The 23,411-nt window shown below is 48.0% G+C and carries 18 protein-coding genes and 3 pseudogenes; 7 read left to right on the top strand and 14 right to left on the bottom strand.

The annotated features are described in order from the left end of the window. Positions 1-14: 14 nt before the first annotated feature. Genes EB241_RS18990 through EB241_RS18980 form a run of 3 tightly spaced genes read right to left on the bottom strand, consistent with a single transcriptional unit; the run spans position 15 to position 2,990 of the window. Complete coding sequence (locus EB241_RS18990; RefSeq protein WP_199737392.1) at positions 15-1,274, bottom strand: HlyD family secretion protein; 1,260 nt, start codon at positions 1,272-1,274, stop codon at positions 15-17. A gap of 23 nt (positions 1,275-1,297) precedes the next feature. Further along, positions 1,298-2,614, bottom strand: a complete 1,317-nt coding sequence (locus EB241_RS18985; RefSeq protein ID WP_124234650.1) for a TolC family outer membrane protein — start codon at positions 2,612-2,614, stop codon at positions 1,298-1,300. 4 nt (positions 2,615-2,618) lie between these two features. After that, entirely contained in the window at positions 2,619-2,990 is a 372-nt protein-coding gene (locus EB241_RS18980) for a hypothetical protein (RefSeq protein ID WP_124234649.1), read from the bottom strand. 1,323 nt (positions 2,991-4,313) lie between these two features. Between EB241_RS18980 and EB241_RS18975 the strand changes: the two genes are divergently transcribed. Further along, positions 4,314-4,946, top strand: coding sequence for a helix-turn-helix domain-containing protein (locus EB241_RS18975; protein ID WP_233592652.1), 633 nt, complete (start codon positions 4,314-4,316; stop codon positions 4,944-4,946). Positions 4,947-5,346: 400 nt separating this feature from the next. Here EB241_RS18975 and ggt read toward each other — a convergent pair whose 3' ends face one another. The 4 genes from ggt to EB241_RS21190 form a co-directional block, all read right to left on the bottom strand. Further along, positions 5,347-7,110, bottom strand: a complete 1,764-nt coding sequence (ggt, locus tag EB241_RS18970) for a gamma-glutamyltransferase (protein WP_124234648.1) — start codon at positions 7,108-7,110, stop codon at positions 5,347-5,349. Between the two features lie 70 nt (positions 7,111-7,180). Further along, positions 7,181-7,960, bottom strand: a complete 780-nt coding sequence (locus EB241_RS18965; protein ID WP_124234647.1) for a phytochelatin synthase family protein — start codon at positions 7,958-7,960, stop codon at positions 7,181-7,183. 76 nt (positions 7,961-8,036) lie between these two features. Continuing rightward, the gene (locus EB241_RS18960) at positions 8,037-8,588 is read right to left on the bottom strand and encodes a disulfide bond formation protein B (RefSeq protein ID WP_124234646.1); all 552 of its coding nucleotides are present in this window, start codon (positions 8,586-8,588) and stop codon (positions 8,037-8,039) included. Positions 8,589-8,596: 8 nt separating this feature from the next. Further along, on the bottom strand, positions 8,597-8,755 hold the full coding sequence (locus tag EB241_RS21190; protein ID WP_199737391.1) for a DUF5993 family protein: 159 nt from the start codon (positions 8,753-8,755) through the stop codon (positions 8,597-8,599). 806 nt (positions 8,756-9,561) lie between these two features. On the opposite strand from EB241_RS21190, the gene EB241_RS18955 reads away from it, so the two are divergent. The 4 genes from EB241_RS18955 (at position 9,562) to EB241_RS18940 (ending at position 15,407) form a co-directional block, all read left to right on the top strand. Further along, entirely contained in the window at positions 9,562-9,945 is a 384-nt protein-coding gene (locus tag EB241_RS18955; protein ID WP_124234645.1) for a hypothetical protein, read from the top strand. Positions 9,946-10,090: 145 nt separating this feature from the next. After that, positions 10,091-11,338, top strand: a complete 1,248-nt coding sequence (locus EB241_RS18950; RefSeq protein ID WP_124234644.1) for an ATP-grasp domain-containing protein — start codon at positions 10,091-10,093, stop codon at positions 11,336-11,338. A 42-nt stretch (positions 11,339-11,380) separates the two neighbouring features. After that, on the top strand, positions 11,381-12,652 hold the full coding sequence (locus EB241_RS18945) for an ATP-grasp domain-containing protein (protein ID WP_124234643.1): 1,272 nt from the start codon (positions 11,381-11,383) through the stop codon (positions 12,650-12,652). 520 nt (positions 12,653-13,172) lie between these two features. Further along, positions 13,173-15,407: a HopW family type III effector protein gene (locus EB241_RS18940; RefSeq protein ID WP_124234642.1), complete on the top strand. Its 2,235-nt coding sequence runs from the start codon at positions 13,173-13,175 to the stop codon at positions 15,405-15,407. A gap of 1,062 nt (positions 15,408-16,469) precedes the next feature. Here the strand turns inward: EB241_RS18940 and EB241_RS18935 are convergent. Continuing rightward, positions 16,470-16,940, bottom strand: a complete 471-nt coding sequence (locus EB241_RS18935) for a GNAT family N-acetyltransferase (protein WP_124234641.1) — start codon at positions 16,938-16,940, stop codon at positions 16,470-16,472. A gap of 155 nt (positions 16,941-17,095) precedes the next feature. Between EB241_RS18935 and EB241_RS18930 the strand changes: the two genes are divergently transcribed. Both EB241_RS18930 and EB241_RS21660 read left to right on the top strand, forming a co-directional pair. Beyond that, on the top strand, positions 17,096-17,587 hold the full coding sequence (locus tag EB241_RS18930; RefSeq protein ID WP_233592651.1) for a GNAT family N-acetyltransferase: 492 nt from the start codon (positions 17,096-17,098) through the stop codon (positions 17,585-17,587). Between the two features lie 499 nt (positions 17,588-18,086). Beyond that, positions 18,087-18,722 (top strand): annotated as a pseudogene (locus EB241_RS21660) (TIGR03747 family integrating conjugative element membrane protein); the annotation flags it as partial. Positions 18,723-18,838: 116 nt separating this feature from the next. On the opposite strand, the gene EB241_RS18920 reads toward EB241_RS21660, so the two are convergent. The 6 genes and pseudogenes from EB241_RS18920 to EB241_RS21655 form a co-directional block, all read right to left on the bottom strand. Continuing rightward, positions 18,839-19,144: a contact-dependent growth inhibition system immunity protein gene (locus EB241_RS18920; protein WP_124234640.1), complete on the bottom strand. Its 306-nt coding sequence runs from the start codon at positions 19,142-19,144 to the stop codon at positions 18,839-18,841. Between the two features lie 2 nt (positions 19,145-19,146). Further along, positions 19,147-19,839, bottom strand: coding sequence for an RNase A-like domain-containing protein (locus EB241_RS18915; protein ID WP_324130018.1), 693 nt, complete (start codon positions 19,837-19,839; stop codon positions 19,147-19,149). Next, positions 19,791-19,979 (bottom strand): hypothetical protein, encoded by a 189-nt coding sequence (locus EB241_RS21905; RefSeq protein ID WP_324129944.1) that lies wholly within the window; start codon positions 19,977-19,979, stop codon positions 19,791-19,793. The genes EB241_RS18915 and EB241_RS21905 overlap by 49 nt, the downstream gene beginning before the upstream one ends. A 309-nt stretch (positions 19,980-20,288) precedes the next feature. After that, positions 20,289-20,442: pseudogene (locus EB241_RS18910) on the bottom strand (transposase); the annotation flags it as partial. A gap of 528 nt (positions 20,443-20,970) precedes the next feature. Continuing rightward, positions 20,971-22,611, bottom strand: coding sequence for a methyl-accepting chemotaxis protein (locus EB241_RS18900; protein WP_124234639.1), 1,641 nt, complete (start codon positions 22,609-22,611; stop codon positions 20,971-20,973). 306 nt (positions 22,612-22,917) lie between these two features. Continuing rightward, a pseudogene (locus EB241_RS21655) lies at positions 22,918-23,042 on the bottom strand (IS5/IS1182 family transposase); the annotation flags it as partial. Between the last annotated feature and the right edge of the window lie 369 nt (positions 23,043-23,411).

Here is a 23,411-nt window from a genome sequence, read left to right as displayed (position 1 = left end):
ATAATTAAAAAAAGCTAAAGGGATGTCTGACGACCAAGTGCATATAAAGGCTCAAGAACCCATTCATATATGCGGCGTTTGTCGGTGATAAAATCTGCTTCCAGTGCTCCCCCGGGCTGGAGTTTCTCGTCCTTGCCGTATGCGCTGACAAACTGGCGATCCAGTTTGACGTAAACCTGGTAGAAAGACTCCTGGACCTGCATATCGCCGGTCAGATGGGAAACCTCCTGCGGTGAGAGTGAAACGCGGGAAACATCAGCAACGGTGCCGAACTGAGGACCAAACTTTTGCGAAGGATAGGCTTCATAACGCAGGACTACGCGCTGACCGGGTTTGATAAAACCAATCGCGCGGCTGCTGAGCATAATGCGTGCCTGTAGCTCGGCATTTTTCGGCAGCAGCGATGCCACTGACTGTCCGGCGGAGACAATCTGTCCTGGTTTTACCAGCACTGAACCCACGATGGCATCGTCGGGTGCTTCCAGTCTGACCGAGCGGCGAGACTCGTTTTCCACGCGCGATTGTCTTATGGAGGCCAGCTGCCGTTCAGTTTCGTTCTTTTTACTCTGAAAATTGACCGGCTGTTCGCGCAGCTGCTGTTCTGTCTGGGTCAGCTGTTGTTGAACATCAACCCTCTGACGCTCCACTTCAAGCAGACGCGCTTCTGCATCCAGCAAAGTGGATTGCTGTTGTTCCACCTGCGTGGTTGATGCAAACCCTTTTTCACGCATCAGTTGCAACTTTTGCACCTGTCCACGGGCCAGATCAATCTGCAAGGTACGCTGGGTTTTCATGCGTTTGAGTTGATCGACCTGTTGACGCAGCAGCACCTTTTTTTCTTCAAGGCCTCTGATGGTTTCCTGGTTGAGGATTTCCAGATTTTTTCTTTCTGACTCCAGCCCGGCCAGTTGCTGATCCAACTGCTGGGCGATCATCACCCGCGTCAGGCCAAGCTGGGTAGCAATTTCTGATGAGATGGTGGCTAAAATCTCGCCTTTTTTAACTGGCTGACCTTCTGCCATATTGATATCGGTGACGGTACCGTTATTAACCGCCATGATATTCATCATTCCCTCGACGGGGCGAAGTGATCCTCTGGCGGTTTCACGTTTGGTATAACTACCAAAAACACAAAAAATCATCACGATCGTCGTGACCAGCACCACCAGTAAAATATTGACCCATCGCCAGGGCGGACAATAGAGCGCCACCTTCCCTATCGCTTTGGAGCGGTTTGCTTCCAGCGCCTCATCCCTGAATAATTTATTGCTCATACGTTTAATCACCATCCTTTTGACTAAGGGCAGACATAGCTATTCAATGTCGAATAATCCAAATCGCCTGTTGCAGCATCCAGCGCTATTTTCTGTTGCAGAAAATTATTTTCCGTTTCTGTCAGATCCTGTATGGCGCGATACAGATCTTTCTCTGCTTCAAACTGATCGATCAGGGTTCTCAGTCCCACTTCTTTACCGTAAATTGTCGAATCAAGCTTTTTTCTGGAAGAGGATTGCAGTCGTTTATAAGCCTGAATTTTCTCAAAGTTATTTTTCACCCCAAGCCAGGACACTTTGACCTCCTGAGCCACTTTGCGTCTGGCATCTTCCACCAACAGTACGTTCTGATTACGCCGACTGGCTGCCTCAAAATTCTGTGACAGCATTTTCCCTCCGGCGAATATGGGCACTGACACATTAACGCCGATATAGGTATTTTTGGTTTTTGAGGTGGTGCCAAAGATTTCATCAAGATAATTGCCGTCTTCCGCCCGACTCCAGTTATTACCATACATAGCCTGTAGCGATACCACCGGAAGATGGGCAGCCGTGGTAGCGGTCACATCGGCTTTAGCTTCTTCCAGATGATAAAGGGCGGCAATCACATTAAAATTTTTCTGTATGGCACGCTTCACCGCCACATCCATCTTTTCCTCAAGGGGATGGAACAGGCATTGCAGAGCGCCTTCTGTAATGCCATCGGCTGACAGTCCGGTAAGACGGTTGAAATCAATTCCGGCCTGGCTGAGATCGTTTTCAGCCGAGAGCATCTCAGCGGTTGAACGATCAAAACTGGCGCGTGCTTCATCGACATCCAGCAGCGTACCATCACCAATGGCCAGGGCCTGAGTCGCTTTTTCCAGCTGGTATTTATAGCTTTTAGATTCCCTCTGAGAGGTTTCCAGTTTTTTACGGGCGAACAGCACCCCGAAATAGGCTTTGGCGACATTCTGAATTAGTTTCTGCTGGGCCAGCATAAAGGTTGCGTCCGCTGCGTTTGCGGCAGCTTTTGCCCGTTGCCAGGTGGCATAGCGGCTCAGATCGAAAAGAGGTTGCTGGAGGTTAATGCTGTAGTTATGACGTTTAATGCCAGCTGCATAGGATGCACTGGGTTGATCCTGTTTGTAGTAAGTGCCGCTCAGGCTGATTTCTGGTAACAGTCCGGCAAATCCCTGGTAGGGTTTCTGGCCTTCGGCATCGCGTAACTCAATGGCTGCCTTGTACTCACTGTCCCAACCGCTGGCTGCCAGCACTGACTGCTGAAGATTGGCTGCGTGCGTACTGGCAGGATAAAAACACGTTATTAAGGAAAACAAACCGATAATTTTTATTTTCATAGCATTAAATCGTCCCATGAAAACAGTCATTATCTGGTGATTTTTCAGTATGCAGATTGCTCATTGTGACAACGGTTTTTGTTGCTGTCAGGCCGGTTTTTCGCTGTTCAACAGCGTTAATATCGCGACATGATATCCTGCCAACAATGGGTAGCATCCCCGATTTTTTTTGGGGACCTAATAGCAATATTTTCGGTTTTTTTTGTTCTGAATTGACCTTATAATCCAGGCCTGAGGTAATACTCCGCCAGTTTAAACCAGTAGCGATGAAGTGGACTGCTCTCTGAGCATGATCAACAAAATCCTTGTGACTGACCATCAAGGAAAACGGGTTTTCAATTATATTTTTCGTGAAAGTGTTGTGATTTTTTTCCATAAATATCACCAGGTTGATGTTATTTTCTTCACGCGATTGAAAAAATCACACCGTGAAGGTATATCCGTATTTTCATGAAGTTAAATCTGACGTTCGCCAGGATAACCTTTTTTTATCCCGTTGAACAGATATAAGTAGAGGATGCGTTTGGTTGCTTAATTTTTTTATTTTTTATTTTCCTGTTTTTTCTGGAATTATTCATTGTCATGTATTTAAAATATTACAAATAACGATATTATTAATATATTATGTTTCTGTTGCTTTTGCTTTGTTATTTTGTAATGGAGTTAGGGTGCTAATTTCCTTAAATGTCATTACCGCAGGGGAAAATAATAAACCAGATGTGTGGCTGGTTTGAAGAAGATAAAATTGTATATGGTAAATCTGACATCTGTATCGTCAACCTGGATCTGATTACCCCGGCCTCACTGAAACTGGTCTGGTTTTTGGTTGTGCCGAACGGAGATCTGCTACACAGGCGGCAGTGTTTCCTGAGATGAATTCGACTTATCCGTTATTCAGACAAATGGGTCAATATCCCTTGGTTATTTTTTAAATTGAAGAGGGTGGTGATAAGTTATTGATGTTTTTTTAAGTATGTTATTTGTTATTTTTATTCTGTTAGTAATGTATTTCTGTGTCCTGATTTTGTATTCTGCTAATGCACTTTATCCATCATGGCCTGTTAATTTGATCTTATGAAGTGTTAGTAATTTTTCTGGTATACAGCGGTGTGTAACGTTCTTTTTGGGCATGGAAATTAATGTTACTGGAATGAATTACGTGCATGCTTATCTGGTGGGTTGATAATTTTTGTTCATAATCATATGGTTATCTTGTTAATGTTGATAATTACTCTAACGGGTTGAATAAATATCCAATAACAACCAGAGTAAAATGAATATGAGAATTTTCCTTCTGACGGAGGAAAGGAGCCTGATAAATGGCATACTAAGAATAATATTGTTGTGGTTTATGGTAATTTACAGGTGTTTTATCTTGGTAAGATAATTGTTAATTAGTGTTTAAGTTTCCTGTAGCTTTTGAAAATTAAGAATGATAAATCAACTGTCGCTTTAGTTTGTTAAACACACACACACAATGTCAGGGGTTTCTTTATGGAATTAATCTTGTCGGGCTTTATAGGATTAATCTTTTCGGGATATAAAGAATTAATATTTTAGTGAATGTTATCGTTTTTCAGGACCAGGTAAGGTCGCTGGCGATTGTCGCAACCAGAGAACACGTTGGCAAAGTTGCTGAAGGTTCTCAAGCATCAGCATGGTATTGAAGTCGGTGAAACCGACAACCACGTAAGGATGCATGGCTGTTCACGATTGTAGTTCTGATACAGTTGGAAAGCATATGTTTAGCGTTATTAAAAGTAGTGAACAATTAATCGATTTAATCGCCCCCTATGCGGAAAATTCGGAGCCGGATGAGATATCCAGAGGAAAACGCAGATACAAATTCTATAAAAATGGGACCCGTGTTGTGTATCTTTTATTGGAGGGTGACTTTTGCCTGAAGATAAAAGGGAACAACAAGATACTAAACATTCTGTCTGCTCCCTATATAATTGGTTTTATACCTTCATCACAGGAGGTGCCATTGTATCTTGAGCGAGTCGATTACGGAAAAGTAAAACATATTGATTATGATACTTTCTGGAGGCTGGTAAACGAAAATAACATGATTGATGAGGCGATGAACGTCATTTCAGCCCAATATGCCGATGTGGTGGAGATGATCTCGCTGAATAAAAGTACCTCTTCTGAAGAAGTGCGGTCGCTGGTGCGACGCTGGCAACAGATTCCACCACATTTACAGAAAAGATTTTCAGTAATGTATCTCATAGAAAACAGTTCTGATTTATCCAAAAGCTCCATCAGTCGCGTATTGAAGGAGATGAAGGAAAGCGGCGAGATTTCGCTGGACAGAGGCCGCTTTGATTAGTTCGCGCAGAATGGCACTGACAACAGGACAATGCCGTGCGGGGCAGTGGCGATGTCGCTTAACAGTCCGATCCACAGGCGTTATTGACCTGGACGCCCACACCGTCAGGAAACCATGTTGTATATGCTTTGCGTAAGCATTCTTCTGAGCGAAGAGGCAGGGTGAAAACAGACCGTCTACGGAGTTTCATATCTGGCCATAATAACGCGTATCGCCGTATTGCGTTCACCGGATAACGAGCAGCTAATGTCAGGGTGAAAAGTAACAGGCTTTCTGGTGAACCGGGCCACATAATTAAGATCGTTGAAAGCAAACCCCTTTTCATTGCATATCCAATTTTTGGGGTTCGCTTTAAGAAAACAGAGGAGCGCCGTTAAGTTTTGCCCTCCCCTGAGCCGGACTAAAAACCGACCGCTGCACCTGCAGGACGACGAATATCATTCGCGCCATACAGATAACCCGGTCTTAATTTGCCCGATACGGCGGAATCATTACCTGAGTCAGCAGCATTTTTACCCTTGTTCAGTTCAGGTGCCACCATAATAAGCTCAGTTGCACCCCATGGGGTCTGCTCCGTCATTTTATAGCCACGTTGACGCAGAAGTTTTAAGGTATCAAACGACAGTCCACGCTGTTCATAATAGACTTCGTCAGGGAGCCACTGATGGTGGATCCTTGGTGCATCCACCGCTTCCTGAGGCAGCATGCCGTAATCGATAATATTCAGCGCTACCTGCAATGAGGCGGTAATGATACGCGAGCCGCCGGGAGAACCCAGCACCAGGAACACCTTCTTATCGCGTGTCACAATGGTTGGCGCCATTGAAGACAGGGGACGTTTTCCAGGGGCGATGGCATTGTTGGCTCCCTGCACCAGGCCAAACATGTTTTTCTCACCAATTTTGGTGGTAAAGTCGTCCATCTCGTCATTGAGGAAAAAACCGGTGCCCGGTGCCATTACCACTGCACCGAAACGTCCGTTCACGGTGTAAGTGGTGGAGACGGCATTCCCCTGTTCATCGACCACTGAGTAATGGGTCGTCTCAGGACGCTCTCCTGTAGCCTGTTTGCTCTCAGGTAATCTGGAGGGAGTTGCGTCCGTTGCGTGAATGCCACGTCGCATCTCATCGGCGTAGGATGTGCTGAGTAATTTATCCAGCGGATTATGAATAAACTCAGGATCGCCCAGTGAGTTATTGCGATCAAAATAGGCGATACGCATGGCTTCCGTCATGACATGAACCGCATCAGCAGAGTTGAACCCCAGCCCATGCATATCATAGCCCGACAGGATATTCACCATTTCACAAAGTGCGACACCCCCTGAACTGGGCGGCGGAGATGAAATAAACTCATAACCTCTGTACTGGCAGCGTAATGGCGCACTTTCAGTCACGCGGTATTTGGCAAAATCCGCGGCGGTAATAATACCGCCTTCCTTCGCGGCAGCCGCTTCAACGCGTTGAGGCACCGGATGCTTATAGAAATAATCCGTTCCTGATTGAGAGATATGGCTTAACGTTTTGGCCAGTTCGGGTTGTTTCAGGTTGTCACCGGGCTGAAGTGGCGTTCCATCGGGACGCAGGAACCAGCGTGCTGCCTCCGGGTCCTTCTTAAACCGGCTGACGGTGGTATCCAGAATATCGGTGTCTGCCCGCGTCAGGACAAAGCCATTTTGGGCCAGTTTTATCGCGGGAGCCATAACCTGTTGGCGGGAGAGCTTGCCATAATGGCTCTGAGCATAATCCAGCCCCATCACCGTGCCGGGAACGGCCACAGCAGAATAGCCATGCAGGCTGGCATCCGCGCGAACGTTACCGTTTTGGTCAAGATACATATCGGCACGCGCCGCAGCAGGTGCCGTTTCACGGAAGTTGATAAAGGTGTCTTTGCCGCCAGCGAGATGAATAACCATAAAGCCTCCCCCGCCAATATTACCGCAGCAGGGATTAACCACGGCCTGAGCATAGCCCACGGCGACCGCGGCATCAATGGCATTACCACCCTGTTTAAGGATATCTACGCCGACCTGTGAGGCAATAGCCTGGGAGCTGACAACCATCCCGTGGCGCGCCTCGACAGCAGGCGCGGAAGCCGCCTGCACCTGGCCTGAGGCGATGATGCCATAAGCGAATAAAAAACTGAAAAGCGCGTTGCGTGACATTGGATAATTTCTCTGTATTTCACAAAATGAGGCGAGTCCTTTCGCCGTGGTATGATGATAAAAATCACTTTCAGGCTTTGTCAGATTCTCTGACAATCAGATAGCCACGATACTCTGCACCATCAAGCGTATGCATACCCTTAAACAGCGTCTGACTGTCCAGCCATATCCAGGGATGTTCAGTGTTTGATACATCCATAATCAAAAATGAATCGCTTTTAGCATCATAAGCGCCTAATGGTGAGAAATGTCCGTCACCGGACTGACCAATCGCGCTACGCAAAAAGTTAACGATGACAAAAGATTTATCCTGCTGCATTGCCGCAATAATCTCTTTTTTCATCTTCTCCTGCTGTTCCAGCGCTCTCACCGGAACCGCGTTCACTTTTAATCCGGCATTGGTCAGCAAGCGGCGCTCGTCCTCAAGGTGTAAACCATAATCAGCCTCTCCACCCGGGGTTTTCGGTTTACCGAAAATTTCAATACGCGGCTTGCCGCTATAGTTGACCACGCTGGTCTGCGTATAACGATTCCAGAAAGGTACCCAGCCATTCTTTTTTGGGAAATAAGCACGGTCCTCAGGACTTATCAGGCTACTGTCCGGTTCTATTTTCTTATTCTCATGCAGACGCATTGTGTTGAGCACAATCGTTGCCGAGGCAATACCACAGTAGACTTTGTTATTTTGTCCTTCGAACTGCGGTGCAAGAGAAAAGAAATCCTGTTTCACCGAGGCCTGTGATAATCGCTGAATTCCCTCAGAACTTTGCCAGTCAACAATCTGACTGAAGGCACTGACAGGCAGTAAGCAAACTGCCATGAGAGCGATATAAGAGCTTATTTTTTCCATTAATTTTCCCACATTTTATTACGCGCATCCTGAACAATGATCGGTAGACATCTTTCACCAGCAGATGCATTAAGCATTATTTCAGTAGCTGATAAAACGTCGGATTATCATCACACTGACCCCCACCACACTCCAGTACAGTGGACAAAAGGTTACCGACCATCAGCAGCGCGAAAATGGCCACGATAATGTGCTGAATAAATGTTTTTTTGGCAGCCGCTGGCGTGGCAGTTTCGGGAGTAATCATCAGAGTGATGGCAACACCAATGATAATCACTACGGATAAAATAAAGCTCCAGGTGTAAAGGTGCAGTCCGAGGAAGGGAAGCCCGTAGCCTTTATCACCGGGTACGATATGCAGGAAAATATGTCGTGTAGCGACCGCAGCTACCGCCAGCGCGCCAAGGATCACCATGCCATAATGCAGCTTTTTGTTGCCATAACAGAGGTTGAAAAGTAACCCCGTGCCTGTCAGTAACAACGCCGCGCGCTGAAGCAGGCATAGTGGGCAGGGAAGATCAAAAAATCGCAGCTGGAAGTAAAATGCGCAAAGCAGGGCAGTACTCACTAAAACCAGCATTAACAAATTCAGTGAACGGGAAAAATCTCTTTTTTCAGATAATTGCATGGTGACCTCTAAAACGAAAGGAGAAGCGCATCGGTGGCGTGATATTTTAACCAGGCGAGGACAACGATCAGATTGGCAAACCAGAACACGTAGGACAGTTTGCGCTTACCGGCAAGCGTGCTGAAAACGATACCGCAGCCGATTAAGAAGGGTAGATACATGAACATGTATGACTCCATTAATAAAAAATAAAAATGCCATATCATCTCCCTGCTGATGGCAACCGGCCAGAATTGTGGCACCGCACGGCGCTCACACTCCGATGAACACCGTCAGACGGACAGATGAATGGCGGTAAGTGGTTAAAATCAAAAATTAGTTCCCTTGATATTTTTTAATACAGGATTATATTCCGCAGGGTGATGACGATTTCTCCGCTTTTTTTGTGATTATTTACATGAATTAATTGAAAAAAAATAAAGATACATTATTCAGATGTAAACATAAAAAATGTCACCAGGCTCGAAAAAAACAGTAAGTTACCGCTGTTCGTTGCTGCTAAACCGACAGAATGAATGGTTAAAATAATCGCCATTCCAGCCATTTGATAACTCACCGATCGAATTTCATCCCGGCAGCACAAGCAATACCTGGACATATACAGGAGTGTCTGTTGGGCGGAAAAAACTGAACAGGCGATGTATTAATAATCAGGTGTAGCATGGCGCGTATACGGCGTTCAGTCTGATTATGTTGACAGGATTTATATAAAAAATGGTGATGCTTTCATCATCCAGGATAAATCTTAAAGTAATAACGCATTGGAACTAAAATTTCTGTTCTGCCACCTATCCTGCCATGTGTATTTTTTAATATAATCAGATAATTATACTGCTAACTTTTTAGGGGGATACACAGGTAAGTCCGGGAATTTGTACAATTTTTCTCTTTTTGAAGGGGGCGAGGGAAGATACACAGCCTACAGTTTTTAAGGAAAAGCATTCGAAAAATTTAACCTAATTCAGGGCCGAACATGAAGCTCCAAAAAGAAAAAAACGCCCGTTTTTCAACAAATGAAAGCCCGGTAAACGTTTATACGGAATCGCACCTACCTGAAGAGGCCATTGTTGGGATTATGGATGATATTCGTGTTCTGGACTGGGACACAGGGTTGAAAGCCCTTATTCCCAAAGAAACCTGTGAGTTTTTGCAGAAACATTACGAACAACGTTTCCCTGAAGAGTGGGTAGTTAAAGCCAGGCAGGAAGTAAACATCCGGGCAGATATCCGGCGAGCTGAAGGTATCAGGGTTCGCAGGCCTGATGAGCTGAATCATCAGCCTGTTGTCACTCCACATTTTACAACGGGGGGAATTCCACAGCGCTACGCTGGTTGTAACATCCTGGCGTCAGTCTGAAAAATTATATCTGAACATCCACAGTCGGTCGTGGTTATCCAGGTGTGTTAAGAATAAACGTTTTTATTTCGCACAGGACCAGCTGGCCCTGTATCGCTGCTTTAAAAAAATTCAGGTCAACAAGAAAAAATAACAGGACGTAAATATGCAACCATCTCAAACAGTACTGATTATCTCCTCCGAACTGGATGCTGCAAATACGGTTGAAGCCGTAAAAGCAGCCCACGGGCTGGATAAACATCATTTTATCTATTTAATGGAAGATTATCTCGGTGAAGCCACTGATGATATGAAACGCCCCGAAAATTTCATTGTACGTGACTTCGCTGCATTAGCGGATGTCACGACAATGCTGGATAAAATAGCCGAGCAGTACAACGTCTCTTTGGTTATCTCCTGTGATGAGTTTGCAGTTTATCTTGCTGCACTTGCGAATGATCTTTGGCAATTGCCAGGTATCACCCGCGAAATGGCGAGAAAGTTTCGTGATAAAAAAAGAATGAAAGAGATAGCTCAGCAGGCTGGTATTCAGACTGCACGGGAAATTACGATGAGGGAAATTAAGCAGGGTGATGTTTCGTTCCCTGTTATTGTTAAACCCCGGTCCCTGGCAGGTTCAATGGGAATAAAAATAATATCTGACGAAAAAGAACTTGCGGAAATGGATATTGACTGGTCATCGGAATATAAGGATATGGATACCAGACAATACTTTATTGAGCAATATAACCCCAACACAATTTATCATATTGACTGTGTGGTTCTTAAAGGCAATTTGTCTTTTATTTCCGTTGGTGAATATTTAGGCAAACCCATTGATTTCCTGCGTGAAAAACCGGTTGGCGTTTTGGCTGTGGGGGATGAGACGATTGACAAAATCTGGCGGCCTTTTGCAGAGAGAACGCTGGCGGCTTTCGAAGCACCAGACGGTGTTTATCATATAGAGGCGTTTGCTGACTCAGGTGCGGGCGTGGAGTTGCTGGAGATCGCCTGGCGTCCGGGAGGCGCAGCCATCGTCGAAATCGTTGAGATGGTGTATGGCCTGAATCTGAAACGCATTCATCTGGCTGCACAACTGGGGCTTAATGAGGACATTACCGTGCATCGCAAGGAAGAAGCCTTTGGTTATATGACCTTTCCGAAGAAACACCTTTCCACACAGGCGCTTTATGTCACCAGGGTTTCTCTGCCGCCGATTAAAAATATGCCCACCCTGAGGATGCATAAAGTCCCCGTAGCGGGGGATATCGCCTCCGGCGAATTCTATTGCTATAAGGATTCACTTGGTTCTTTCGTCTTTTGCGGTGACATGAGTAAAGTCTCACGGGATGTGGATTACCTCAATGTGCATTACTCAGTAGAGGTAGCTGCCGAATATCTTACTGAATTTTAATTTTTTCAGCTAATTCGGCAATATTAAAAAAGGTTACGAGTAATGTACAAAGCAACAGAAACCATCCTGATTATCTCATCTGAGCTGGATGTGGGCCATACCGTGAAAAATATTATGGCGAGTTACCCTGATACGAACAGGAAATATATTTATCTGCTCGAAGATCTGAAAGATCAGGCGGGGGACGAACTGAGATTTGAAGGCGTGTTTATTATCCGCAACTTCGCTGTACACAGCGAAGTTGAAGCAGTGTTCAGACAGATTGCAGCGACATACTCCGTCACGAGAGTACTAACGGATGACGAATTTTCCGTCTGTATCGCTGCGTGGGCCAACGATTTCTGGCAGTTGCCTGGCTTAAGTTTTGACATGGCGACCCGGTTTCGTGACAAAAAGCGAATGAAGCATATTGCCAGGCAGGCGGGAATTAATACGGCACGGGAGATCGCTGCTGAAGAAATCCGGCGGGGAGAGGTGTCGTTTCCGGTTATTTTGAAACCCCGATCGTTGGCAGGCTCGGTTGGCGTAAAAATTATCAGTGACGCCAGTCAACTCAACGATATCGACATCGCAGAAGAGGCTGAATACTGCGACATGGATGAGACGCAATATTTTATCGAAAGTTATAATCCGCAGCCCATTTATCAGCTGGATGCCGTTTTGCTGCAAGGCCGGCTGGCCTACCTGTTCGCTGGCGAATATATCGGTAAACCCATTGACTACCTGGAGGAGTGTGCGCTGGGATATTTGTCAGTAACCGAGTCCGATCTCCGGGACGTCTGGTGGCCATTTGCTGAAAAAGTGCTGTCAGCTTTTGACGGCCCTGATGGTGTCTACCATATTGAGGCGTTCGGCGATGCTGGCGAAGGGGTGGAATTGCTTGAGATTGCTTACCGACCCGGCGGTGGGGTTACCGTTGAGATGATACAGTTTGCCTGTGGACTGGACCTGCGTTTTACCCATCTTGTGGCGCAATTGGGGGTGGAGGTCGATCGCAACGCCGGGCCTGAAGGTAAAGCCTGGGGTTATATGATGTTCCCCAAAAAGCATCTTGCGAAAGAACCACTGTATGTTTCACAGGTGTCATTACCCTTTGCCGGAAGTCTGTCAACCCTTAAGATGCAGATACTTCCCAATACAGGCGATATTGCGTCCGGTGGGTTCTTTTGCCATAAAGATGGTCTGGGGTCATTTGTATTTTGTGGCAGCCGTGACAGCGTGGCTCGCGATCTGAAATGCATCGTAGCGGATTATCGTGTCAGCCTTTCTCCGCAGCAGAAGACGCTTCAAATGAGCGGACTTCAGGCGATGTAGGCCGATCGGCAAACTGCGTTGTTAATGAATTAATCGATAAAGGCTTTGGGCCTTTTTACACCACTGTCGCAGCTGAACGCTACGGCTTTCTGGCGTGCCATGTCGGTTAACGGGGCTCAGCGTTCAGGCTGAGCCTTGCGCCCGTAAATGTCGGTGTTTTTTGTCGGTAAAGCATACCTGATAATGTCCTGTCGCCCGTTATTCCTCAGTGATTGTATGGCCTGGATGCTTGCGGGTTAACCATTGTTTCTGTCCGGGCTACACGATTGCACCACTGACAGTAATGTCAAATCTATAGCATTTTCTCCTTTTACTTCAGAATCGCGAAGCGTTGTGTTCGCCGATTAGCATGAATTTTAGCTGCCCTGATATCATTTATAGCGTTCCCACTTCTCCGCGCTTTGCCACCCTTAACCGGTGGGTTGTATGCTTTTTCATCACGGCGTCGGGAACCATTGCGGGCGGGATACCACTAAGTCCTCTTTTTGCATATTTATGTCGCTGACACCAGGAAAAACCAATGAATCCAGCTCAGATCTCGCGCTCCTCTCATTCATTCCTGCCGAATGTTTCTGATGTTTCCCACGAAGCCAGGAACAGTCATGCGCAATCATCACCGCAGGGCCGTACCCAGGCGTTCATCGCGTCAGGAGAACTGAATGCGGCGTTTGGCCGCACCTCCACTGCCGCAGCGCACGATTTCACCAACCTTCTGGGTACCTTTCAGCGTGAGCTGGAAAAGAATCCTCTGTCTTATCTGGTTGTTGCTGAACTTGGCAGTCAGCTCTCCGAGGCTTCGCTGGGCGAGCAGGGGGGGCACTGGCTGGGCAACGATGAACAGCAGGCGCTCAAAGGGATGATTGACCGATGTACACGCCAGCTGGCCGATACGTCCACGTCGCATGCTTCCTATGAGCCGCTGTCGCAGATTTGCGAAGATCTGAAAACGGCGCGACTACAGCAGTCAATAAGCCAAATGACCAGTGAGTCGCACGCGCCGGTGCGAGGCATCCCGGATCTGCTGGCGTTGACCCATCTGGATCCCCATGTCCTGGCCGGGCAGCCGTCCTGCGAAAAGTTTGGCAGTTTTGTTAGCATGGCCAGGAACCGCACCGCCGAGCTGAGTGAAAACCTCCGCGGTCATCCTGCAGAAGTGAGCCTTTTGCTCCATCCTCATGCTGATACACTTCTGGGCCTTGAAAGGCTGCCGGACGCTTTGGCAGCATGGACAGAGCATTGCCCGGATACGTCCACGCGGCACGATTTACACGACCTGGCAAAAGGATCTGGGGAGTTGCTGCAACAGTTGCGTGACAACAAGCTCTTGCCGCGATCGGCGGAGGCAGATGGCGAGTCGTCGGCGCACACTTCTCTGGCCGACTATCTGAGCCTTGCGCCTGAAGACCTGCGCCACATTCCGCCACACGCAGCTTCCAGCCGTTCAGGATCTCACGTTTCCGCTGACATCGCTGACGACACACAAAAAGTAGCGGGTCTGTACGCAGAAAAAAAGAGGACACACTGGACAAAATCAACCGGGGTTGCCGGCAAAGTCAGCCACAAGATCCAATCCCTGTTGGGGATGCGGGATGCGGAGTCTCGCGTCAAGGGGTTTGTCGCATTTATGGCTGATGCCAAAGGGAGCCCGGATGCAACCATGCTCGATCTGGGCGATGGGTGGATGAGGGTAACGCGTGATGTCAAAGGAGAAACGGCCTTAATCGACGTCAGGTGCGACAGTGATGGACAGGTCGTTGACGCGCGACACCCTGGCAAATTTCCCTCGTTACCCGAAGGAAGTGAGCGACAAGCCTTCGATACCGTGCTTAAGGAACTGAAACTCAGGGGCTCAGATACGTTATCCAAAGTCCCCGTGTACTACGTTAACCGGAATACCCGTGGTTATGCCATTCCCACGCATGGTTATGTGGTGGCTGGTCATCCTAACCAGGGCCGCAAAAGCGGGGCAATTCTGTATGGCGTTGGTGGCGATCCAAAGCGTGGCCCGGTTGTTTTGAATGAGAAGCTGCTGGGTCATCTTGTCGGCAAGCCAGATTCTAAAATGCCTGACAAGTTATCCGAGCCCGTCCGCACTACGATTTCGGCGCTTGCCGGACGGTCATTTGCCACTCGCGAAGATTTTTATAACGCCTATTCTGCGGTCAGGGGGGATGCCGTCGATCCTCAGGAACTCCACAACGAGATCGCTTCCATCTATCGTCATTTACCGATGTCCTCGATGGAAATGTGGCCAAAAAGAGCCGGTGATTACAGGGTTGCAAAGCCGCCAGCGCCGGAGCGGGATCTTCGCGCCTTTGAAAATATGCCAAAAGACATCGGGCGAAAAGTTCAGCTAAAGAAAATGTCTGACGTGGACAGCATCGACCTGCTGGAAGCCAAACGGCAGTTTACGCTTCATCAGCTTTACCAGGACGAAATGTTGGGACGTGATGGAACAGGCGTTCCCTCTCCGGGCATGGAGCCGAAAGTGGACGAACAACGTCGTGAGCAGTTACAGATTTCCACCCCCAAATTCCAAAGGCTGCCGCCGCACGCCACTGATAAGGTCGGGAATTGTAACACCGGTGCATCATCCCTCCTTCAGCGGGCGGTGGATACCTATACCGAGAAGAATAACTTACCTCCCCAAAAAGTGACTGCGGCCAGTGTTTTCGGTATTGGATCGTCTCATCGGCTGTCAATCTGGGATCCCCTGAACGGTTCCTCATCCGGGAAATCTACCAAAGACCGCTAAGCGGGTGCCTGAACAGAGTGTTGCAGAAGTAACGGTGAGAAAATCAGGCAACCCACGCTGGTGTTGGGCTACTTTGGCAGCGGTGTCCCTGGTTTTCCTGCGCGACCAACAGGCTGGCGCAGTCCGGTGTGTCAGATCCGATCTGACCGTTACCGATAGTTTTTACCGCTATCCGTTTAATGACATCGGGCTTAGCTTTTTCTCAGCATGGATGTGCCTCCTGTCAGGTCATGTTTTCTCTGGCGTCCGGTCAGAGCATCCATCCCCTGATAGGGGGCAGCGACCACCCGACATCCGATTGCCGGGGGGCTTTTTACGCAACGTTACCTGATAAAACCCGTTCAGAATCGTTTAGGGAAACGGCATCGCAGATGCCAGTGGCTGAGGTGACATCGCTTTAGTACGGTCGGTATCATTTATTGCCGGCTAAAGCGGATGATCATATTGCTTCTCCTTGCCACGGTACCGGGTACCATTTTCGCTGAGCATACCCAGTGCTGGCAGACCCTACGCTGCGTAATACGGCATGAATGGCGATTCAGCACATTGGCCGCTGTTATCGTGGTTTTGGTGATAGACGACGTGCAGTCAGCGACTGTCTGGTCTGTCCTGGAGCCTGTCCCATTAGGCTATTTTATTTGCCAGTTTGCCCCTGAGCAGTGCTCAACATCCTCACGTACTTCGTGTGCGCGCCGGTTTTTACGCGCTGTCGGTATCCAAACTGCCTGCGACAATGACGTCTACTGGGATAGGCTCTTAATCCCGCATTAGTGGCTTCAGTGCGTGTGTCGGGATCTTCCGGTTGATTCTGTTGCAAAAAAGATCGTCAGGCCCACATGCTATCCTGAACAGGCACTGCGGAACAGCATCTGGTGCTGAAATATAACGCCGGCGGGGGGCAAGTACGGGTTTTACCGTGAACGTGCGCATATCAATCCAGGCGGTTTCCGGCATCGGTAGGTTGGGGGATGGCAAGCCAGTCAGCTGCAAAGGGGGGCTTCACACCGTAGCGAGTAGGTGTTCGACGGGCGAATGGTGCCGACACCTACAGATACCGCGCGTTCATAGCTCGATATACATCTCCATACAGCGTAGATCAGTCCGGGCCAGTCCTGATGGGCATGTGCTTTCCCTGATAAACACAAAACCATGCTTTTCATAAAATGTTTGTGCGTTTGGTGTTGAGGACAGGGTTAACTGTTGCCATCCTCGTTTCCGTGCCTCACCTTTAATTGTTGCAATAATCAGGCTGGCCAGGCCTTTGCCGAAATATTCTGGCAAGGTAAAAATAGCTTCCACGCTTCCAGATAAAAGATCCAGATATCCCGTTGCGACAGGTCCTGCCTCCGGCATCTCAACCACAAAGAAAGGGTTGTCTGTTATCACCTCTCTGTAACTCTCAGGCATCGCTTCTGGCGTCCAGGCGTCGAGCACGGTGGCGCTGTAGCTGGTCTTACACCCTTGTCGGATAGAAAGATTTCTGATATTCCAACACGTTTGTGCCTCTTCAGGTATAGCAAGTCTGATTTTCATTGTTTCTTCTGTTTCCTCTCTGTCACTGTACAGATATAGCATAAAACGGCTTCGTTTAAAAAATCAGTACGCGTCAAAGATGCGTCCTTATTTCCCTTTGAAAATAACCTAAAATGTGCAAGTCATATTGCGTATTTTTTATAAGGATGAATGCAATGTACATCAATCAAATACCTGCGTGCTTTCTGGTAAATGAGCATTTCAGACTGATTGCACCAGCGTTGAATCGCTCTTTGCAAATGCAATGTGCTCTGAATGAGTTTACTGAAATGCACTATGAATTCCTGTTATGGGCCTCAGGCCGTCATTCACTTGAGAATGTGCAGAAAAACATGGCGGACGCGATGGAAAATTTCCATCATGACAAGCATGAATACAAATTTCTGATTATTGATAACGACAGTGACTCACTGCAAGGCTGTATCAGCCTGTTTATCCGTCACCCTGAAATTCCTCACCTTGAGATTGGCTACTGGCTTGCGACTGGTGCCACAGGTCGTGGCATCATGAGCTCTGCCTGCCGGATGATTACAGGCATGGCATCTGTTTTTTTTAACGCCCGGCGGATTGATATACGCACCGCAAAACGTAATATTCGAAGTCAGGCGGTCGCAAGACGATGCGGATTCAGACTGGAGGCGACGTGAATTAACGATCGGCTGGACAGTATGGGGAAAGTGGATGATACCTGTATCTATATTTATAAAGGATGATCGCCTGCTCATGCCACGAAGGGTTATTTAACCACTGTTTCCAGAGAGTAAAAAATCATTATTGGATGATAACATGGTCACGATTTGCGTTGATGGGGAAAACAGGACCCACCAAATTACTGACTGGACTTTATGGCATGGAAATGACGACGGAGAGGTGATGCTGACCTGTCATTTTCGTAGCGGAAAAAAATATAGCCGTCCGCTTTCTGCATGCCAGATAACGCCAACCGTGATCCTGCAAAATGTTTTTTTCAACACTCAGGGGCGTTCTGTAACATCCCGGGCTAAACGGGTTATTATCTATGGCGATAAATACGCGGCAGTTTACTACGCTGAAAACAATAAACCCTATATTATGAAAATGGCCGGGATTGATTTTCAACTCTGCTCTGAATATACAAAAGAGGCTGCGTTTAACTACTGCTTTGCTCTTTGCTCGCTGCTGCTGAGCCTGCTGATTGAGTATCTCTGCATCGCCTTTCTCTGGCCGGAGTCCGGGGCGGCGCACAGTGAGGCGGTAATGCACACCGAGCTGAGCTGGCTGTCATCGGAGTTTGCCCGCAGCCTGCTGCTGTCAGAGCCGTCTGGTGACTGTGGTTCGCTGGGTGGAGGCGGCTTACCAGTATGGGTTTGTAGAGAGCGGGTTCCTGGACCGGGCCGGTCAGCAGTACGCCTGGCAGATGCACAGTGACAACGCATTTTCGCGTGAGATGACCCGCTGGAGCGCATGGCTTTCGGGTTACCTGCTGGCCACGATGTGGGTGTGATAACTCTGGTCAGACTGACCATTCTGGTGCTGTCACTGCCGCTGTTTGTTCTGGTGGTGTTTGTGACGCTTGTTGAGGGACTGAGGCACCGGGACCTGCGGCGCTTTGGGGCAGGCCATGAAAGTTCGTTTGTCTGTCACCGGGCAAAAAAACTGGTAAAGCCCGCCGCCATTGTGCCGGTGATGGTTTATCTGGCATGGCCCACGGCAATCTGGCCCAGTTTATTGTTGCTGCCCGCCGCCATTCTGCTGGGAACAGCGGTGACCGTGACCACCGCCTCATTTAGAAAGTATATATAAGTGCCTCCTGTTTGCGAGGCCGTGTACTTCATTATGGGCTGGACGGAGGCGCGCAAAAATGGGTTTTGTGCGCCTGCCGTCAGCAGACAAGCCACGTAAATAACGTCCTCTGCGCGTTAGCTCAGGGACTGACTGATTTTTTGTCTGACAAGCTGCAAAAAGCCGACAGCAGTTGTATTCCATAAAGTAGGTGAGAAGTGAAAGCCATAGTAATCCAGAAATAATCTTTCCGGGTCATCTTCGGCAGCAAGGAAAGTGTCGATGTTGTTCAGCAGATCCTCTCTGGAAGGACGATCTGAACACCTGATATAAATATCTATCTTCCTCTCTATATCTTCACTGTCATCAATCAGATCGTAATCCTGTCCAAAATAAGCCGTGATTAGCGTATTCAGTTCATTGCAGTCATCACTTGGGAACATATTTACACCATTGGGAAAGAGGTCAGAATATAAAAAGGTTTACCCTGGTACCATGTCAACTCTATCGTCACTGACACTTTATAGCAGTCACTGATTTTCCCGCTGGCTCTGTCCACGGCGATCCCAGTTTTTGTTGAAAAAGGGTGAACAAATGTTTTCCGCAGATGTGCTCCCTTTGGCGTATTTTTAACCAGAACCATTAACTGATGCTTATGTGCTCTCAGCACCCCCGTAGTGAATTTTTCAGCCTCAGTGATATTTCGGAAGCTGCTTGTGGCGGTAAGGCCGGGGCGTTGTTCAAGCCTTGCCATAAGCTCTTGTGGTGTTTTACCCACGTGTCTTTCCAGTGTGTGTCCTCCGGTTCCTTGTGCTGAGAGTGATTCATGTGCAGCGAGCTTAATCCGCCCGGTTCTTACCGCCACTACACGCATCGCTCCCGCTGCCAGTGCTATCCCCACGGGGATCGCCAGATCAACAGTCATACCCACGTTCATTGCTGTTTTGCGATCTGCCCCAAGCATTTGTGCCAGGGTGACGACATTATTATACGTATCTGTTGGAATATTCCTCCCCGTCCATATCTGTCTTAGCGCAGCCTGAACCGTATCCAGACTGTGCGTGCCGAGAAATATGCATCCCGCCTTCGTCAACATGGTCGGTTCCGGTACGACGCACATTGCACCAGCTCCAAACATTTCCACGATCCCCCCGCCAGCCCCAGACCGCCCCAGAGACGGTTACTCAGCGTTTCACTCTCACTGATACTTTTATCCGACAGCACGGCGGCCAGGTGAACCGGAGAAAGGACAATTTTGAGGCCATTATTATCAGTCATTTTCACTACACTCCTTTGTAGTCTGAAATATAAGCAAAGCGAGAGTAATGAATCAGGGGCGTCATGTCTCCCGTGGCGTTCTTGTATTGTGACCTCACTTCGCTTGACTGCCAGCTTGTAAGTAAACAATATTTCTCATCTGTGTTTTAAGAATGTCGTTTAAGTTGACGAGGTAATCTGTGATTTTATTCGGGCGACTCAGAAGTTTTTAATGCGTGAAGAACCTGATATTTGTTGTTATTGGAGGTAAAACGGCTGGAACCGTTAGCCGTATTGTTCCTGCAACTGAATTATCAATCCTTCAGTACCTCATATTGATAGCATCCTTTTCAGGTTATAAGCCAATACATGAAGACTGATTTCTGTACTGACATTTTTAAATTTCCGCATCAGGAAGTGTTGCACCCATCCACATTTTAATTGTCCCAAACGGATGTTCTGCCGTTTGCTTTCGCATAACTACCGCTTGAGGAAATGCCTTAACCCATCTACAAATATATCAAACACTCTGACTGGGTTATCTTCAGTGACAAAATCATCCAGTGCATCAGGGAGCAATGTCACCTGATGCCTGCCTGGTCCTTAAATGTGTGGGTCATGTCGGCACCCGCAGTATTCATTTGTATGCTTATAATTTTAATAAAAAGTGAGTCCGTCGCATGGGTTTATAAAGAACAGTTGATCATATGAAGCCATCGATTAGACCAAAAAGCGATCAGGGCTTTTCACGCAGCCTGAGCGAAAAGCGGACAGCCGGCTGGCCAGTTAACCGCGTTGGTAAGTTACTTTCATGGCGTGTCACCCTGCCCGGGGAATAATCTCCCGTTTATCTTGTCAATATGGTTCTGACTGTACGCTTACGTTCTGCTTGTGCTTGAAGATGGTTGGTCTCTGTTGTGCGATTAGCGACGAGCAGACGTCAGCGGCTGACCATAGCTTAAACTTCACCAGGCAGGCCGCGCCAGCCACAGGCTGTGGCGCGGTGCAGTAATCAAAAATTCGTCCAGTCGCCATCTGCCGCGGCTGAGCTGATTTTCACATCAACAGAGCGAGATACAGCAAGGGACGTAACCGGGATTGCAGGGGCAGCATGTGAGTCCAGCCTGAACACCGAGACAGCCTGGAGAAGTCGTTCAGCCTGATCCTTAAGGCTTGCTGTTGCGGATACTGATTCTTCGACCAGAGAGGCATTCTGCTGTGTTGTGCTGTCCATTTGCGTCACTGCAATACCTACCTGCTCAATACCACGGGCCTGCTCTGCACTGGCTGACGTAATCTCCTCAACCGTGTCGGTGAGTTTGCTCACAGCAGACAAAATACCTGCCATAGTCTCCGAAGCATGGACTACCAGTCCGTTACCCTGTTCAACACTCTTCGCATTTGACTCAATTAGCTGTCGGATTTCGCCGGAAGCGCTTGCACTGCGTTGCGCCAGTGACCTGACTTCACTCGCCACGACGGCAAAACCACGGCCATGTTCACCTGCCCTGGCCGCTTCAACAGCGGCATTAAGCGCAAGAATGTTGGTCTGAAAAGCAATGGCGTCTATGACGGCCGTAATTTCAGCGATACGACTGGAACTTTCGCTGATGGATTTCATTGTTCCGGTTATGTCACTAGCAGCACTGCTGCCTTTGTTGGCAACATCCCGCACACTCACCGCCAGCTGCGCCGCCTGACGTGCATTTTCAGCATTATTTTTCACGGTCATGCCAAGCTGTGTCATGGTCGCGGCCGTCTGCTCAAGCGCACTGGCCTGTTCTTCTGTCCGCTGAGAAAGGTCAGTATTTCCCTGTGCAATCTGGGTACTGGCTGAAGCGACGCTTTCCGCATTACTTCTTACCTGACTGACCGTGCTCACCAGCGAGTCCTGCATGTCACGAATAGCTGCCAGTAGTATGCCCGTTTCATCCTTGCGGTTTGTAGCAACGGTAATACTCAGGTCACCCTGGGAGACACGCACTGCCGCTTCAACTGCTGTCTTAAGCGGACGAGTAATGCTTCTTGTGATAATCACTGCAGAGATAACAGCAAGTATTACAGCAACAACGCCGGCAATTGTCAGTATCATCAGGGTGGCGGAATTGTCTTCCCGCGCCTGATCAGCTGCACTGATCATGCGCGCCTCCTGATGGTCCTGAAGCGCCTTTAGCGAATCAATAAAGTCGACCTGTGTCTGATGACCCGAACCGAAAAGTAAATGGGTGGCTTCATCATTTTTCCCCTGCTGTGCAAGTACCACTACTTCATCAATGAAAGGCAGAAAGAGATCAGCTCGTTCACGGAGCCGGGAAAATATTTCCAGACCCTTCGGTGAGTTGACCAACTTTTTCAGATTTGCAATCAGATTGTTAACTTCCTGTTCTTCACTACGGTAATCACTAATGGCCTTTTCTTTGAGTGATGCGTCCTGCAGAAGGATTGCACTCATGGCAAGCCGACTCATATCTGATGTGTAATAACGAAGCGACTGAGATGCCGAAGCTTTACTGTAAAGGCCGCCAGATATTTCATTAGTTACACTGCCGAGAGAGTTGGCTTTAATGATTCCAATTAACACCATAAAAATAACGAGCAGTGCCATAAAGCCAAAGGCGGCACCAAGCCTTACTCCGATTCTGATGTTACCCATACTGACCCCATCCTGTGAGGCATCAGCAGTGATACTAATCGCTGATGCAAAGAATCTTCCGAGTAAAAAAGGAAGTGTTGACTGGAACTACCGCAGTCTGGTCGCGGTATCAGTACTATCGGCAACCGTCATAAAAAGTTCACAAATCGTTTTTGGGGCTTCTGGACCCAGAAATGTCATTATTTTCTTAAATAATAAGAATATGTCGTCAGGCTAAACATCTTTTTTTCTTTTCCACCCTGCTTTTAGAAAGTTTTATTCATAAAGCCAGATTTCAGGCAGGTGTCTCCTTAGTGGGTTCAGTTTTCAGGCGATACGCACGCTTGCCGGCATACCTGCTTTCATTTTTCGGGCACCATGGCCAAAAACTTTTTTACCTGTCCATCGTGATCGCATAACGTCAGTGAGCCTCCAAACAGCTGAGTCACCCTGATGTCCGTAGCATGCGTTGCAAAGAGAGCAGGGCTTAACCTTTATTCTGTGACACCTTCTCTTCAGCGTTCCCCCGGAACGGTAATGCGGGAAGACCGGAGAGTAAGCAGGGGGATGAGTGAAGTGCTAAAAAGCCTGGAGGGCAGTTTTGCAAAAGATTAAAACAGCTAAATATTATTCGATATCTATATTGGACTGGTGCGTTCCACTCTGTTCCAGAAAGTAGCATTACAGTGTTTACCTGCTGTAGTGGCACACTGAATTTGGCCACCTGAACAGAGGTGATATGCTCACCTCAGAACATTACAGGTGCTCCAATGAAAAGAAGAAGTTTCAGCGCAGAATTTAAACGCGAATCCGCTCAACTG

It is taken from the genome of Erwinia psidii (assembly GCF_003846135.1).
In the GTDB taxonomy this organism is placed as follows: domain Bacteria; phylum Pseudomonadota; class Gammaproteobacteria; order Enterobacterales; family Enterobacteriaceae; genus Erwinia; species Erwinia psidii.
Note: the sequence above shows the minus strand (reverse complement) of the source record. Positions and strands in the feature narration are given on the sequence as shown.

Excerpts from the sequence above, each read along its gene's own strand:
- EB241_RS18990 (WP_199737392.1), bottom strand. The coding sequence starts at position 1,274 with ATGAGCAATAAATTATTCAGGGATGAGGCGCTGGAAGCAAACCGCTCC.
- EB241_RS18985 (WP_124234650.1), bottom strand. The coding sequence starts at position 2,614 with ATGAAAATAAAAATTATCGGTTTGTTTTCCTTAATAACGTGTTTTTAT.
- EB241_RS18980 (WP_124234649.1), bottom strand. The coding sequence starts at position 2,990 with ATGGAAAAAAATCACAACACTTTCACGAAAAATATAATTGAAAACCCG.
- EB241_RS18975 (WP_233592652.1), top strand. The coding sequence starts at position 4,314 with ATGGCTGTTCACGATTGTAGTTCTGATACAGTTGGAAAGCATATGTTT.
- ggt (WP_124234648.1), bottom strand. The coding sequence starts at position 7,110 with ATGTCACGCAACGCGCTTTTCAGTTTTTTATTCGCTTATGGCATCATC.
- EB241_RS18965 (WP_124234647.1), bottom strand. The coding sequence starts at position 7,960 with ATGGAAAAAATAAGCTCTTATATCGCTCTCATGGCAGTTTGCTTACTG.
- EB241_RS18960 (WP_124234646.1), bottom strand. The coding sequence starts at position 8,588 with ATGCAATTATCTGAAAAAAGAGATTTTTCCCGTTCACTGAATTTGTTA.
- EB241_RS21190 (WP_199737391.1), bottom strand. The coding sequence starts at position 8,755 with ATGTTCATGTATCTACCCTTCTTAATCGGCTGCGGTATCGTTTTCAGC.
- EB241_RS18955 (WP_124234645.1), top strand. The coding sequence starts at position 9,562 with ATGAAGCTCCAAAAAGAAAAAAACGCCCGTTTTTCAACAAATGAAAGC.
- EB241_RS18950 (WP_124234644.1), top strand. The coding sequence starts at position 10,091 with ATGCAACCATCTCAAACAGTACTGATTATCTCCTCCGAACTGGATGCT.
- EB241_RS18945 (WP_124234643.1), top strand. The coding sequence starts at position 11,381 with ATGTACAAAGCAACAGAAACCATCCTGATTATCTCATCTGAGCTGGAT.
- EB241_RS18940 (WP_124234642.1), top strand. The coding sequence starts at position 13,173 with ATGAATCCAGCTCAGATCTCGCGCTCCTCTCATTCATTCCTGCCGAAT.
- EB241_RS18935 (WP_124234641.1), bottom strand. The coding sequence starts at position 16,940 with ATGAAAATCAGACTTGCTATACCTGAAGAGGCACAAACGTGTTGGAAT.
- EB241_RS18930 (WP_233592651.1), top strand. The coding sequence starts at position 17,096 with ATGTACATCAATCAAATACCTGCGTGCTTTCTGGTAAATGAGCATTTC.
- EB241_RS18920 (WP_124234640.1), bottom strand. The coding sequence starts at position 19,144 with ATGTTCCCAAGTGATGACTGCAATGAACTGAATACGCTAATCACGGCT.
- EB241_RS18915 (WP_324130018.1), bottom strand. The coding sequence starts at position 19,839 with ATGTTTGGAGCTGGTGCAATGTGCGTCGTACCGGAACCGACCATGTTG.
- EB241_RS21905 (WP_324129944.1), bottom strand. The coding sequence starts at position 19,979 with ATGACTGATAATAATGGCCTCAAAATTGTCCTTTCTCCGGTTCACCTG.
- EB241_RS18900 (WP_124234639.1), bottom strand. The coding sequence starts at position 22,611 with ATGGGTAACATCAGAATCGGAGTAAGGCTTGGTGCCGCCTTTGGCTTT.